General features: G+C 60.6%; 12 protein-coding genes. 7 read left to right on the top strand and 5 right to left on the bottom strand.

From position 1 onward, the window contains the following. Positions 1 to 30: 30 nt before the first annotated feature. On the top strand, positions 31 to 762 hold the full coding sequence (locus tag EJ072_RS03140; RefSeq protein ID WP_126078531.1) for a YafY family protein: 732 nt from the start codon (positions 31 to 33) through the stop codon (positions 760 to 762). Between the two features lie 439 nt (positions 763 to 1201). Here EJ072_RS03140 and EJ072_RS03135 read toward each other — a convergent pair whose 3' ends face one another. Next, positions 1202 to 2161 carry an aldo/keto reductase gene (locus EJ072_RS03135; protein ID WP_126078530.1) on the bottom strand — a complete coding sequence of 320 codons (960 nt, stop codon included), beginning with the start codon at positions 2159 to 2161 and terminating at the stop codon, positions 1202 to 1204. Between the two features lie 170 nt (positions 2162 to 2331). Between EJ072_RS03135 and EJ072_RS03130 the strand changes: the two genes are divergently transcribed. Then, on the top strand, positions 2332 to 3240 hold the full coding sequence (locus EJ072_RS03130) for an AraC family transcriptional regulator (protein WP_245467170.1): 909 nt from the start codon (positions 2332 to 2334) through the stop codon (positions 3238 to 3240). A 214-nt stretch (positions 3241 to 3454) separates the two neighbouring features. On the opposite strand, the gene EJ072_RS03125 is transcribed toward EJ072_RS03130, so the two are convergent. From EJ072_RS03125 to EJ072_RS03110, 4 genes are all read right to left on the bottom strand, one after another. Next, on the bottom strand, positions 3455 to 4120 hold the full coding sequence (locus EJ072_RS03125) for an SDR family oxidoreductase (protein WP_126078529.1): 666 nt from the start codon (positions 4118 to 4120) through the stop codon (positions 3455 to 3457). A gap of 265 nt (positions 4121 to 4385) precedes the next feature. Beyond that, positions 4386 to 5813 carry an aminomethyltransferase family protein gene (locus tag EJ072_RS03120; protein WP_126078528.1) on the bottom strand — a complete coding sequence of 476 codons (1428 nt, stop codon included), beginning with the start codon at positions 5811 to 5813 and terminating at the stop codon, positions 4386 to 4388. Between the two features lie 485 nt (positions 5814 to 6298). Next, positions 6299 to 7048: a helix-turn-helix domain-containing protein gene (locus EJ072_RS03115; protein WP_126078527.1), complete on the bottom strand. Its 750-nt coding sequence runs from the start codon at positions 7046 to 7048 to the stop codon at positions 6299 to 6301. 61 nt (positions 7049 to 7109) lie between these two features. Beyond that, positions 7110 to 8096, bottom strand: coding sequence for a fumarylacetoacetate hydrolase family protein (locus EJ072_RS03110; RefSeq protein ID WP_126083482.1), 987 nt, complete (start codon positions 8094 to 8096; stop codon positions 7110 to 7112). A 144-nt stretch (positions 8097 to 8240) separates the two neighbouring features. Here EJ072_RS03110 and EJ072_RS03105 point away from each other — a divergent pair, with 144 nt between their 5' ends. The 5 genes from EJ072_RS03105 to EJ072_RS03085 all read left to right on the top strand — a co-directional run bounded on the left by EJ072_RS03105 (position 8241) and on the right by EJ072_RS03085 (position 13494). Beyond that, positions 8241 to 9242: a VOC family protein gene (locus EJ072_RS03105; protein ID WP_126078526.1), complete on the top strand. Its 1002-nt coding sequence runs from the start codon at positions 8241 to 8243 to the stop codon at positions 9240 to 9242. 86 nt (positions 9243 to 9328) lie between these two features. Beyond that, positions 9329 to 9808 carry a carbon monoxide dehydrogenase subunit G gene (locus EJ072_RS03100; protein ID WP_126083481.1) on the top strand — a complete coding sequence of 160 codons (480 nt, stop codon included), beginning with the start codon at positions 9329 to 9331 and terminating at the stop codon, positions 9806 to 9808. 8 nt (positions 9809 to 9816) lie between these two features. Then, entirely contained in the window at positions 9817 to 10299 is a 483-nt protein-coding gene (locus tag EJ072_RS03095; RefSeq protein ID WP_281061012.1) for a (2Fe-2S)-binding protein, read from the top strand. Between the two features lie 18 nt (positions 10300 to 10317). After that, a complete protein-coding gene (locus EJ072_RS03090; RefSeq protein WP_126078525.1) occupies positions 10318 to 11124 on the top strand; it encodes a xanthine dehydrogenase family protein subunit M in 807 nt (268 codons plus the stop codon). Between the two features lie 33 nt (positions 11125 to 11157). Continuing rightward, complete coding sequence (locus EJ072_RS03085) at positions 11158 to 13494, top strand: xanthine dehydrogenase family protein molybdopterin-binding subunit (RefSeq protein WP_189343205.1); 2337 nt, start codon at positions 11158 to 11160, stop codon at positions 13492 to 13494. The last annotated feature ends 64 nt before the right edge of the window (positions 13495 to 13558 follow it).

Here is a 13558-nt window from a genome sequence, read left to right as displayed (position 1 = left end):
AAGGCAACTGCCAATTTCCGTCAGCAAACGATGCCGCGCTCTGATCGTCTTCTGCGCCTGCTCCAGCTTATCCGCATGATGTCGCCGCCGATCACCGCGGCGCGTCTCGCCGAGGACACAGGCATATCCGTCCGGGCGCTTTACCGCGACATCGACGCGCTTCGTGCGGCGGGCGCACGGATCGAAGGGCAGCGCGGCTATGGCTACAAACTGATCGAAGATCCGTCACTACCGCCGCAATCGTTAGATCGCGACGAGATCGAAGCTCTTGCGCTGGGTCTAGCCGAGGTTGGTTCCTGGGGCGATCCGATGCTGGCGAGGGCGGCCGCTTCTGTCCTCACAAAGGTTGCGGCCACGCTGTCGGATGAACGCGGGCGGCAACTTGTCCATGCGATCGCGCGCGTTTTCCAGCCCGAGCCGCGATATGCGGGCGATATGGATCTTGCACCTCTACGCGATGCTTGCTGGCAGGAGGTGGCAGTGAAAATCGGCTACCGCGATTTGCAGGACCGCGACAGCGAGCGCGAGATCCTGCCGCTTTCCTTGGTCTATAATGAAGACTGCGTCACCGTTCTCTCCTGGTGCTGCCTGCGCGACGATTTCCGAATGTTCAGGACCGACCGGATAATCGAGATCCGATCAACCGGTCGCAGCTTCCGCCCGCGGCGCGTCGTTCTATTGCGGAGATATCTGGAACAGCTGCAGGAGCAGCTGAACGCCGGAGCGGCCGCGAGACGAGCGCGATCGAGTGATGCGTCGTAATCACACCGCACCATCCCCCATCATCTGCAGGCCGGATCAGCTCGCTCTGAACCAACCTCGGACAGGGCTTCGGCGTAACGGCCGGGCCACTTGTCGTGCACTTTTCTCTCCGCCGCTCGTGGCGAGAGCCCTGCCTCAGAGGCGCTTCGTCCGCCATCGCACCAGAGAATGATGCCCGTCGTCCAGCGCGCTTCTTCAGACCGTAGGAAAGCGCCGACCGAGCCATGTCCTCGGGTTAGCGATGCAGTTCACAGGCATCGCAGCAGCCATTTGCTCGCGCGCTTCGACATTCGGTAGGCCCGAAGTTGGGGCGGGAGATTTCAGAAGGTTGCCGCCAATCGGCTGGTCGGCGGTTGGTCAGGCGATCACCCCACGGAAGGAGATGATCGCCTGCCACATTGCTCGGAATTGCGGTCCGAGGTTTCAGGACGGCGGCGCTTTAAACCTGCATCTCTTTTTCCCACCAGCCGCGGGTATTCACGTTAGCGGCGCCGGCGAGAGCTTCCAGCTCCGCGATGTTGTCGCTGGTGAGCGTGATCTTGCTGGCTCGGACCAGACCATCGATGTGGTTGGGCTTGGTGACGCCGACGAGCGGCGTCGTGCCCTTGGCGATAGCCCAAGCCGTCGCGACATCGGGTGCTGCTGCACCCTGCTTCTGGCCGATCGAGGCGAGCTTGTCCGTCAGGGCCTTCAACTGAGGAAGTATGCCATTGTAAGCCTTCGCCCGATTGGTGCCTTCCGGTAGCGGGTTCTCCGGACTGTACTTGCCGGTCAGGGCGCCCTGTTCAAGCACCATATAGGCGAAGAATTGGATGCCGTGGTTGTGGCAGTAGTCCAGGATACCGGCTTCCTCGGAGCTGCGGTAGAGGAGGCTATAGTGGTTCTGGATGGCCTCGACCCGGAACCCGGCTTCGCCGAGGATCTGGTTCGCGAGTTCGATTTCACTCAGGTTGTGATTCGAGACGCCGACATGTTTGATTTTCCCGCTCTTCAGCAACGGGATCAGGTGGGGCGTCCACCGCGCCACATCGGTTGGATTGTGAATCCAATAGAGGTCGATGTAGTCGGTGCCGAGGCGTGCGAGGCTCTGTTCCAGCATGTCCGCCATCGGGTCGTCGCCGGTTCCCGCGGCTTGCGGGGTGAACTTCGTGGAGAGCTGGTAGTCGCTGCGGGCGTAGCGCTTCAGGACCTCCCCGAGCACGGTCTCTGAACGGCCCATGCCGTACACAATGGCGGTGTCCCACAGGGTGAGCCCGGCCGCATGTGCCTTGTCGGCGACCTCTTCCAGGGTAGCCTGGGTGAGGCTGCTGCCGAAGTAGCCGTTGCCAATCTCGCCGCTGTCACCCCAGGCCCAGGTGCCCAGTGCGACAGTGGGGGTTTTCAGTTTATCGATTGTCATGTTTGCTCCTACTTGTTCTGCGGCCAGGTTGCTGTGACCCAAGCGCTGCTGACATTGTGGTACGCGGCGACATCGAACCGTTAGCCCGATACGCCGGATTCACTGCCCAATCCTCCAGAAATTGCGAGTTCCCGTTGCCACCCCTCCCGCGCACGTGCGATGGTCAGTTCATGGAAATCATGGATAAACTGACCGAAATCGCAGGCGTCATTGCCCGTCACGTCTCGAAAGATGGCTTCCACGCCACTCCCATCGAGCGCGTTACGCTTGTTCGATCCTCCACGGTGACGATGCCGATGCCGAATGTTTACCGGCCGCAGCTGTGCCTCGTCGCACAGGGACACAAGGAGGTCAGGCTGGGCGACCGTGTGTTCAAATACGGACCGGGGCGCTATGGGATCGTGACCTACGACCTGCCGGCGACGGGCCATGTGGTCGAGGCGACGCCCGACAAGCCATATCTCTGCCTGTACCTCGATTTCGATCCGGTCATGCTGGGGGATTTGGCGCTGCGCGTGCCCCCGCCGCCGGGAGCGCCGTCCCCACCGATTGGCAAGACGGTGTCTGACGCTGGCGCCGGCCTGCTCGATGCGACGCTGCGCTTGCTGCGCCTGCTCGATGATCCGGCAGCGCTGCCCGTGCTTGGGCCGCTCGCCGAGCAGGAAATTCTCTATCACCTGCTCGCTGGCCCGGACGGTGCCAGGATGCGCCACATCACCTCCAGCCAGGGTCGGGTGGCCCAGGTCGGTCGCGCCATCGCTTGGATCGGGAAGAACTTCCGGGAACGGTTCAGCATCGAGCGGCTCGCCGCGGAAGTAGGCATGAGTCCGTCGAGCCTGCACGAGCATTTTCGTGCCGTGACGGCGCTGACGCCGCTGCAATTCCAGAAGCAGCTCAGGCTGCAGGATGCGCGCAGCCTGATGCTGGTCCAGGATATCGACGCCACGACTGCCGCCTTCCACGTGGGTTACGAAAGCCCGTCGCAGTTCAGTCGCGAATATCGCCGCCACTTTGGAGAACCGCCGGCACGCGACATAGCCCGCTTGCGCGCTGCGCCGGGCTTGGCAGTCGTCGCTTGAGTTCAGCCTGGGGATGTCGCGCATTAATGTCTTTCCGAATATCGCCGTTGAGCGACGTGGCCCAAAAATGCAACGTCATCTCCGAACCGGCGCTGAGATGCGGTACGCGTCCAATTGATTTCAGCGGCCGATCAAACATGCCCGCTGCGGGAAAGACGGACCGGCCGTCAGGTCGGGAGGGAGACCGTCAGGCCGATCCGCAAAGGCGGCGTCATCAATTGATCATGACCGACCCGCCGTCGACGGCCAGCGTCTGGCCGGAAATGAAATCGCTTTCCGGCGAAAGCAGAAACATGACCGCTCCATTGATATCCTCAGGCTCCTGGTCACGGGGCGCGATGCAATTGACGCGCACGCCGTCGCCACCGGCCTCGCGGGCGACGACCCGCGTGAGCGCGATCACTGCTCCCTTCGACGCAACATAGTGCGCCATTCCGGGTGAGCCCTTGAAGAAGGTGCCGGAGGAGATGTTGACGATCTTGCCATAGCCTCGCGCCCGCATGGAGGGCAGCACCGCCCGGCACATCTCGAAGACACCGCGGATATTGACCCTCATGACCAGATCGAACTCGTCGGGGTCGATGTCCTCGAAGGGCTTGTTCATCAGGGAGGCGAAGACGGCGGCATTGTTCACGAGGCCGTCCACGCAACCGAACCGGTCGACCGTCTCCGCCACGAAGCTGGCAACCGAGTCCCGGTCTGAAACGTCGCACGTGCGTCCCCAGGCCTTGTCGCCGACCTCCGCCACGATCGAGGCCGCATCCAGGACGTCACAGACCGCGACGTTTGCGCCTTCCGCCGCTGCCGCTCGCACATAGGCTGCGCCGAAGCCATGCACACCGCCGGTGATGATGACCGTTTTTCCGTCGAGCTTTCCCATTGCGTTTCCTTGATTGGAGCGCGATTCCCGGCAGGGCGACCAACAGCACGCTGATCCGCATCAGGGCACTGAAGAATAAGGGTATTCTGCAATGGACATCCGCCAACTGGCGGTGACCAACTTGGCGACAGTCTCATTCGGACACGGTCGACCAGAGCATGGCGATATGGATGCTCGTCACATTGGCGGGCCGGACTTTTTGCGGCTCGGGCGTGATGAGGGCCTACCTGGCCCCTCTTCTTGTCGAGCTGAAAATGCCGCTTGTTCACGCAGCGGCCCTGCCGATTCCCGCATATTTCATGTCGCGGACGGCAGATGCGTATGGAGCAGGGGCGACGGTGCACCGCACCTCATACTGACGGTGACGCTCCACCTGCGGCTTGCTTGTGCCGCCGTCGGGTTCTCCCCACACGAGGGTGACACTGGTGCCGGGCTGAGCATGCGCTTCTTCGACGACGGCCAACGACACCATCGAGGCTTCGTTGACCGTGGATCCCGCAAAGCCCGCCATGCCAATCAGTCTGCCACCGCTATCGAGAACGGCGTCGGCCTGGGGAAAGCCGTAGGAGGCTGTCGGCAACTCGATATATTTGCAAGGCAGGCCCGGCCGGAAGATCGAACTCTGGATCGCGGCGACATCGTCCGGGTTCCAGACAAGGGTCACCTTCTTGCGATGCGGTTTGGCGACCATGGCCTCCAAGGCCGCGCGTCCGACGAAGTCATGGTCGAACTTCATCACGCGGTTCACGCCGGTTTCCCAGGGGGTGAGGTGGTAGCCTTCCACCGAGTCGCAGACGAGACTGCCGGAGAGTTGGGCCTGCGCGCCCCAGGATGTGTCGGGAAGCCATTCACGAAACGCCCGCAGTTCCGGATCAGTGTAGATGGCGGGGAGCGGGTAGGCCCACCATCCGGACTCGCTGCTGACGCTGAAATAGGCGAGGCGTCCGCCCGGCTTGAGGCCATATTTCGCGCCGACGGAGAGCAGCTTGTCGCGCACCTTCTGGCACTCAGCATAGGGCCCGGATAGCTCGACGCCCTTGTGTCCAGCCATGCCGTGGCGCAGCGCCATGACGTTGACGCCGGCGATTTTGACTATCGCGGTGCGGAAGAACGGGATGTCGGGCGCCTGGCCTTCAACGACCTCCTGGAAAATCTTCTCCGCGTTGGGCCCGTCCATGCCGAAGCGGAAATTCGTTCGCCCGTCGGGCCCTTTCGGGTTCTGCGCGGTCTGCAGGTCGCGCGTCACCGTAACGTTATAGCCGCCCGTTTCGGCGTTGAACTGGATCCAGTCCTGCAGCTGCATTCCCGAAATCAGCTCGAAGTGATCCTCGGCCAGCCAGTGAAGCACCGATTCCCCGATGATCTGGCCTTTGTGATTGCAGCCGATGAACTGCTTGGCTCGTCCAGGCCCCCAATTTTCGAAGCTGTTGATGCCGACATGCGAAAGCAGCTTCAACGCATCCGGCCCCTTGAGAAAGAGCTCCGGCATGTGATGGGACTGGTCGAACAGAATGGCGGTTTCTCGCCAAGCCCGCTGCTCTTCGCGCCAGTTTGTGTGCTCTGCGGGAAGCGGTGCGCTGCTCGGGCGGTTGCGCGCATGCGGCGACACCGGGTTGTTGCGAAAATATCTGACGAGATCCGGGGTCTCATCGATAAGGTCCTGCAGGGACCGGTTCTTGGGGAATGGATGCATTGAGACGGGACCTCCTTATGCGCGGCGCTTATCGCCGCCAGCCTCCTCAGCCGACTTGCCAGAATGTTTTTAACGTCAATCCGAAAGGCAGACAACAGAAAAAACATTTTCCAGTGTAATCAAAATTTTTTGTGAACTAGGTTTGCCGGCTGCGGCTCGCCAGCCCAAGGGCAACGAGGGCCAAGCGCTCCGGCCAAACGCCCTCGATCGGCGCTTTCTGTAGATAGTCCGCGGAGCCAGCAGTGACCATCGATCGTTTTTGTTTCCGTGGCTCTGCCACGCCAAACCAGCCATGGTCGTCATCTCAATGGAGCGCCACCGCTTTCAGCTCGTTGTTCCGCTCGGTAGGCGACAACGAGCGCAGATCCAGGCTGAGCTAGGGCAACATCACCTAGTCTTCATGGCGAAGAGTGGCTCCGGTGTTGGCAAGCCGGGGTCGATGCAATGGAACGGCCTGATGGACGTCGGGCGCTAACGAGCATCACTCATGGCGAACTCTGCGCAATCACGCCCTGGATCTTTCCACGCGATCGCATCAGTTCTGTCTCGATCTGAGAGCGGTCAAACAGCGAGATGTCGCGTCGACGTATGATCAGCGTCAGACTTCCAAGCGGCACGGCATCGGCTCCAAGCACGGCTGTCGCGACGGCAATATTGTCGGGATTGATCTCACCTTCGGTCCAGAGGAAAGAATCGCGGTCCCAAGTCCGCACCGTCCCTAAAAACGCGTCCCAGCTGCCACCCAATCCGGCCTGGCGTATCGCGTCGGTGTTCGCTTCGAAGATTCGCTTAAGCTGGCGCCACGGAAGAGCACCAAGGATTGCCTTTCCCGTGCAGCCGTAAAAGAGCGGCACAACCTGGCCGCGTTCATATCCGATGCTGACATTGCGGTCGCCCTCGACATGGCCGAGTCCGATGATGGAGTCAAAATATAGCCTGGTTAGCGTAACCGTAACGCCAGTCACCTTAGCAAGCCGCTCCATTTCGTCGATGCTTGCCTTGAGGAGCGGTGTGCCAAGCCGTGCGACCCGGTCGAGGATGCTGATCTGGCCGCCCAGGATGAAGCGCTCGCCTGGGACGGTCTCGACAAGCCCAAGTTCCCGCAACTTCTTCAGATCACGATACGTTGTGCTGAGCGTCGCACCCAGGCGCTGGGCGATTTCTTCGGCCGACAGGGAATTCTCCTCTTCCGAGAAGAGGAGAAGAAGGCTGAGAGTTCGTGTTTTGCCTATCATCTAGTCTAGTTAGACAAAGTGGCTCTCCGAAGCAAAGGCAGCCATCCGCCGGGCTCTTGCCTCAGGAGGACGAGACGACCTTTTGCTCAATGGCCCCGAAAATTGAATCGCCTTGCCGGTCCAGCATCTCGATGCGGACGGTGTCGCCCGGCTTCATGAAAGGGGTATCCGTCGCGCCTTTCTCGATGATTTGAATGGTGCGACGCTCTGCGAGGCAGGAAGAGCCTACTTCGTGGTGGTTGTTGTTCGAGACCGTGCCCGAACCGATGATCGTGCCGGCGGCAAGGTCTCGCGTCATGGCGGCATGCGCAATGAGAGCCGGAAAATCGAACGAGAGATCCTTGCCGGCATCGGGCGAGCCAAACCATTTGCCATTATAGGTAGAGATGAGCGGCAGGCAGAGCTTCCCGCCATCCCAGGAAGCGCCGAGTTCGTCCAGCGTCACACATACCGGCGAAAACGCACTGGCGGGCTTGGACTGGAAGAAGCCGAAACCTTTCTGCAACTCTGGGCGCATGACCTCGCGCAGCGAGATGTCATTACAAAGCATGACCAGCTTGATGTGGCTTTTCGCTTCCTCTGCGCTCGTGCCGCAGGCGACGTCATCGACGATGACGGCGACCTCGGACTCGAAGTCCAGGCCCCATGATACATCGCGGATCAAGATGTCGTCTGTTGGACCCAGAAAGATATCTGAGCCGCCCTGGTAAACAAGCGGATTGGTTTCGGCGTCAGGCGGAACTTCGGCGCCGCGAGCCTTGCGCACCAGGCGCATGTGACTGAGATAGGCGCTGCCGTCCACCCATTGGAAAGAACGCGGCAGCGGAGATGCCATTTCGATTGGGTCGAACGCCACGGCGCCGGCAATCGCCCCATTGGCCAACTCTGTCGCGCGGCCGCGCAATGCTGGCTCGACTGTCGACCAGGACTCGATCGCCTCCCGCAATGTCGGCACTATGTCAGAGGCGTCAATGCGTTTCGAGAGATCGGTCGAAACGATCACCAGCCTGCCATCACGGCCGCCTACCTTCAAACTTCCAAGCTTCATGATACCCCTCTTCGCTTGATGTGCCGCACCGGCAGGCGAATCCGCGCTTAAATTGATTGCAATATTCGCAATATATGCTAATTTGGAAATCAAGACAACCAGACCCGATCGGTTCGGCGCTGGCGATTCTTAGAAGGGAAGACGATGAACATCCTTTCGCTCGGCTATGTCGGCATCAGCACTGATCGTCTTGATGATTGGCTGGACTACGGTGTGAATCTGCTGGGCCTACAGCAGGTTGATCGTTCCAGACGTGGTGTCGCGTTTCGCATGGACGATCGGTTGCAGCGACTGCATGTCGAGGATGACGGCCTCGAGGGTTGCCGCTTCTTCGGCTGGGAACTGCCGGGCGCGGAAGCGCTTGACCACGCGGCAGCCGACCTCGAGGCCCAAGGCATCAGGGTGAACCGAGGTTATCCTGCGCTTGCTGCCCAGCGACGGGTGGCGGATCTTATTTATTTCTTCGATCCGGCCGGCAACCGCGTCGAGCTTTTCCATGAAGCGGAGGTGGCCGACACTCCATTCAGTCCGGGGCGTGCAATCTCAGGTTTCCGAACCGGTCCCTTGGGTCTGGGCCACGTCGTTCTCACGGCAGAGCGCATAGAAGACATCCTTCCCTTCTACCGTGATGTTTTGGGCTTCCAGCTTAGCGACTATGCCCTGAGGCCTTTCAAGGCGTTCTTCCTTCACGTGAATGCTCGTCATCACAGCTTGGCTTTTGTGGAGACTGGCAGGAGGGGCGTGCATCATCTGATGATGGAGCTCATGAATTTCGATGACGTTGGACAAGGCTACGACCTGGCGCAGATGAGGTCTGGCAATATCGGCGCGACGCTTGGCCGTCATACCAACGATTTCATGACGTCCTTCTATTCCTGGACGCCGTCGAAATTCATGGTCGAGTATGGCTGGGGTGGCCGGGAAATTGACCAGGCGGCATGGCAGCCCGAGGAGCTTGTCTACGGTCCGAGCCTTTGGGGCCACGATCGGACATGGCTCGACGATGCGCGGCGGGCAGAGGCCCGGGAGATGCGGCTCGATGCGGCCCGGGCGGGCCGTCGCGAGCGCGTTCAGGTGCTCGAAGGAAATCACAGTGTGATGTCCGGGCAATGCGCCTGGTGGGATGCAATGAAACAATCCGGCTGAGTTGAGCAGCGATGCCGCCCTGATGGCGGCGCCCGCAATAGAACAGGCACGATTTCGGCATCATGGCCAAGTCGAAGGAGGATGACATGGAAATGAAGGGTTCTCAGACGGTCGGCGCTCCTGTGGGCACGGTCTGGTCCCGGCTTCTCGACCCTTCAGTGCTCAAGGAATGCGTTCCGGGATGCCAGGAGATGCTCGGCAGTCCGGAAGAAGGCTTTGAGGCGACGGTCGTTCAAAAGGTTGGTCCGGTTAAGGCGACGTTCAAAGGGATGGTGACCCTGGACAAGATGCATGAGCCCGAGAGCTTGGTCCTGCTTGGAGAGGGGAAGGGGGGTGCTGCAGGTTTCGCCAAGGGTGGCGCGAAGGTACGCCTCGTCCCGCAGGGGCACGCCACCGTGCTGGAATACGCTGTCGAAGCGCAGATCGGCGGCAAATTGGCTCAGCTCGGCAGTCGCATAATCGATGGCTTCGCAAAGAAGATGGCGGATCAGTTCTTCGAGAAGTTCAAGCACGTGGTCGAAGGGCAGGGGGCAGGCATTAGCCCCGCCCCCGAGGTGGTGCCGTGAAGAGGCTGGTGTCACTGACGGTCAATGGCCATGAGAGGCAAGCGGAGGCAGAAGGCCGTACCTTGCTCGTCCACTTCCTCAGGGAGACGCTGGGGATGACGGGCACCCACATCGGGTGCGACACCAGCCAGTGCGGCTGCTGCGTTGTCCACCTTGACGGCAAAGCGGTGAAGAGTTGCGCGGTCCTGGCGCAGGACGCTGATGGCGCTCGGGTGACAACCGTCGAGGGACTGGCAGGGCCGGATGGCACGTTATCGGCGGTACAACAGGCTTTTATCGATAACCATGCCCTCCAGTGCGGATTTTGCACACCCGGCATGATCATGAGCACGTCCGCGCTGCTGGATGACAATCCAAAGCCGACGGTCGAGGAGATCCGCTCGCATCTTGGGGGGAACCTGTGCCGGTGCACTGGTTACCGCAATATCATCAAGGCTGTGCTGGCAGCATCCGGCCAACCGATGGGTGATCTCGCGTCCGAACATATCTAGTTGCCGCTGAGGTGGGCTATGTACGAATTTGAATTTATTAAGCCCAGCACGGTCGGCGAGGCGGTGGCTGTCGTTTCCGAGGATGGCGAAGCAAAATATCTGGCCGGTGGCCAGACCTTGTTGCCGACCATGAAGCAGCGATTGGCTTCTCCTTCGAAGCTGGTCAGCTTGAGCGCGATCCAGGACATGAAGGGTGTGAGCCGGGTACGCGAGGAGCTTGTGATTGGGGGCGGGACCACTCATGCGATCGTCGCTCGCGAGGCCAAAGACGCCTTTCCCGCGCTGGCGAGTCTGGCAGGCCGCATTGGAGACCCTGCCGTGCGCAACCGCGGCACAATCGGTGGTTCGCTTGCCAACAACGATCCGGCCGCTTGCTACCCATCGGCGGTCCTTGCTTGCGATGCGACGATCATCACCAACGGGCGTGAGATTGCAGCGGCCGATTTTTTTCAGGGGCTGTTCACAACCGCTCTCGAGGAGAGCGAGATCATAACGGCTGTCCGCTTTCCAGTGCCGGAAGCTGCTAACTACCTGAAGTTCGTTCAGCCCGCCTCTCGCTTTGCCTTGGTCGGCATATTCGTGGCCAAGTTCGCGAGCCGCGTTGGCGTTGCCATAACAGGTGCCTCAGAAGACGGGGTGTTCCGCTGGACGGAGGCCGAGGAATTGCTGGCCGAATCGTTCAACCCCGCCGCTGTGGAGGAATTGGTTGTCTCGCCAGATCCCATGATAGGCGACGTATTTGGTTCGAAGGATTTCCGCGCCTACCTCATCCCCGTGCTGGCGGCTCGTGCCGTCCAGACGATCCAATCGTGCCAGGTCTCCTGACCATGCGCCAATCTGCGACGTGGAAGAATGCGAATGGCTGAGAGATCCGGAACAGCCCAGGTCCCGCTTGACCTTGAAGCCAAGGCTCTCGTCGCTGGCCAGGGACAATATACCGACGACTTGGCGCCAAGCGACGCACTTGTCGGTATTTTCGTAAGATCCTCGGTGGCTCACGGCAAGATCAAACGCATTGACGTTGACGCGGCCCGGCAAGCGCCCGGCGTGGTCGGGGTGTTCACCGCGAAGGACCTCGATGCGGCAGGCTGCAACCCGATCACCTTCATGGTGCCGTTAATGACGGTCGACGGCAAGGCCGAGGTGCCTTATCTGCGCACGCCGCGTCCTGCGCTGGCGGCGGACAGAGTGCGTCATGTAGGGGAAGCCGTCGCGCTGGTTGTTGCCAAATCCCTCGGGGCTGCTCAGGACGCTGCAGAACTTGTCGAAGTTGATATTGAAGATTTGACCCCCTTTACGTCGCGCGAGGTTGCCGAGGTGTCGCTGGAGGCTCCTATCTGGGATTCAGCGCCGACCAATCAAAGCTATGTCTGGGTTTGCGGCAACCTAGAAGCGGTCCAAACAGCATCGTCGAGCGCCACACACACTGTTAGCGTCAGCCTTCGCAACCAGCGTGTAGCGGGAAGCCCACTCGAGCCTCGCGCCTCTGTCGCAAGCTATGACGAGTCAAACCAGCGCTACACGCTTTATTGCGGCAGCCAGGGCACCACAAACCTGCGCAAAGGCCTTGCCGACGCGCTCGGCGTCCCGGTCGAAGCGGTTCGCGTCATCAGCAAGGATGTGGGCGGCGGCTTTGGCCTAAAGGTCTATGCCTATCCCGAATATGTCGCAACTGCCGTGGCGAGCAGGCTTCTCGGTAAGGCGGTACGCTGGACCGCTACGCGCTCGGAAGCGCTCATGGCCGATCAAGGTGGGCGCGACAGTTTACTGAACATTGCCGGGTCGTTTGATCAGGATGCGCGGCTCACAGGGATCCACTGTAACATCGTGTCCAACATCGGCGCTTATGCCATCGGGATCGGACCACGCGTGCAATCATCTTGTATCGCCGAAAACCTAGCCGGCCCCTATCTTGTGCCAGCGATCGCCTTGAAGACCGTCGGCGTCCACACGAATACCATTTCGACGGCACCGTACCGCGGCGCAGGGCGACCGGAAGCGGCTTATATGCTTGAGCGCCTGATGGACAAAGCCGCCCGGCAGATTGGGATCGATCGGATCGAACTGAGACGCCGCAATCTAATTCCTCGAGATCGCTTGCCCTATGTCGGGCCGATGACACTGCTTTATGACAGCGGGGATTTTGCGGCTGTGCTGGAGAAGGCGGTCGAGGCTGCCGATTGGCGAGGGTTCGAAAAACGCCGCGACGATGCGCAACAAAGGGGCCTTTGTCGCGGTATCGGTTGCTCCCTCTTCGCCGAGACGGCTGGTGTCAATTTCATCGAGCCGCTGGATTTTCGCGTCACGCAGGACGGCTTTGTCGAACTGCGCATCACAGGTGTTTCTTCTGGGCAGCGGCATAGGTCGACACTCGTCCACCTTGTGAAAGAGCGACTGGGGATCGGGCACTCTAATATCAGGATCATCGCTGGTGATTCCGACGACGTTCCTGTTGGATCGCCGGCGGTCGGCTCCCGCGTAGCGCAGATGACGGGGTCGGCGGCGGTACAGGCGGCGGACAATGCAATTGCCCGAGGGCGCGCCATCGTTAATGCGATCTGCGATGGCCGATACAACGACATCGAATACGCGGACGGTCACTACACCGTGGTCGCAACAGGAGAAAGAATAGCGTTCCTCGACATACCCAAACGCATTGCGATGTCGAGGGCGGAGGGCAAGACGATCGACGAGACGCTTGATGCTGTAGAGATATTCCGATCGCCTGGATTCTCGTTCCCCAATGGCTGCCATATCTGTGAGGTCGAAGTCGATTCTAAAACCGGTGCGCTGCAGATCCTTCAATATGTGGCGGTGGACGATTGCGGCACTGTCATCAATCCGCCCGTCGTCGAGGGCCAACTTGTCGGGGGAATAGCCCAGGGCATTGGACAGGCGCTGATGGAAGAGGTCGTCTACGACAGCCGAGGTCAGCTGTTGACAGGATCGTTCATGGACTACGCCCTACCTCGCGCGGAGGACATGCCTCATTCGATGAGAATCGTAGACCTTCCCGATCCGACCCCTTCAAATCCGCTCGGCGCAAAGGGGGTTGGCGAATCGGGAACGACGGGCTCTCTCGCGGCGGTGGTCAACGCGGTTGAAGATGCCCTAGCGCCGCTCGGCGTAACGCATATCGAGATGCCCCTGACTCCGGGAAGGGTCTGGGAGGCCATCCGAGCTGCGAGGACTTAGCAGCAAAGATACTTCCGCCCGTTGTGATCGCGCAGAGTGCGTCGCGAGCTCGCCAAAAGCGCCA

The organism is Mesorhizobium sp. M2A.F.Ca.ET.046.03.2.1, from assembly GCF_003952425.1.
Taxonomy (GTDB): Bacteria; Pseudomonadota; Alphaproteobacteria; order Rhizobiales; family Rhizobiaceae; genus Mesorhizobium.
The sequence above is the reverse complement of the archived record's forward strand: the minus strand, read 5'-3'. Positions and strand labels throughout refer to the sequence as shown.